At 54.8% G+C, this 345-nt stretch carries 1 protein-coding gene and 1 pseudogene; both read right to left on the bottom strand.

Annotated elements, in window-relative coordinates:
* Positions 1–142: DUF494 family protein (locus tag ACTHS3_RS17410; protein ID WP_440368686.1), on the bottom strand; the 142-nt coding region annotated here is incomplete at its 3' end.
* 25 nt (positions 143–167) lie between these two features.
* Positions 168–345 (bottom strand): annotated as a pseudogene (locus tag ACTHS3_RS17405) (DNA-processing protein DprA); the annotation flags it as partial.

Genomic DNA, 345 nt, shown 5'->3' with positions numbered 1-345 from the left:
ACACTTCCATCATCATCAGCGTATTGCCGATTTCCGTTACGTCAAAACCCGCATCTTCCAACAGGCGGCCCAAATCCTCCGGCGGCGGACAATTGTCGAAATCTTGGAAGTGTTCGATGAGATAGGCAATGACTTCTGTCATGCTGGTTCCTTAATGAATGAATCAATTATGCTTTTATGCGCTGATAGCGTCCGCCCGGCAAGGCGGCGACGATGCCGTCGAGTTCGTATTCCAGCAGTCGAGCGTAAACGTCTGCCGCCGCCCATGCGGTTTGCTGCGCCAATATATCGGGATGCACGGGGTCGTAACCCATGGCGTCCAGCAGCCCGTCTTCCGCTGTCGGC

It is taken from the genome of Neisseria sp. P0009.S007, from assembly GCF_051962515.1.
Note: the sequence above shows the minus strand (reverse complement) of the source record. Positions and strands in the feature narration are given on the sequence as shown.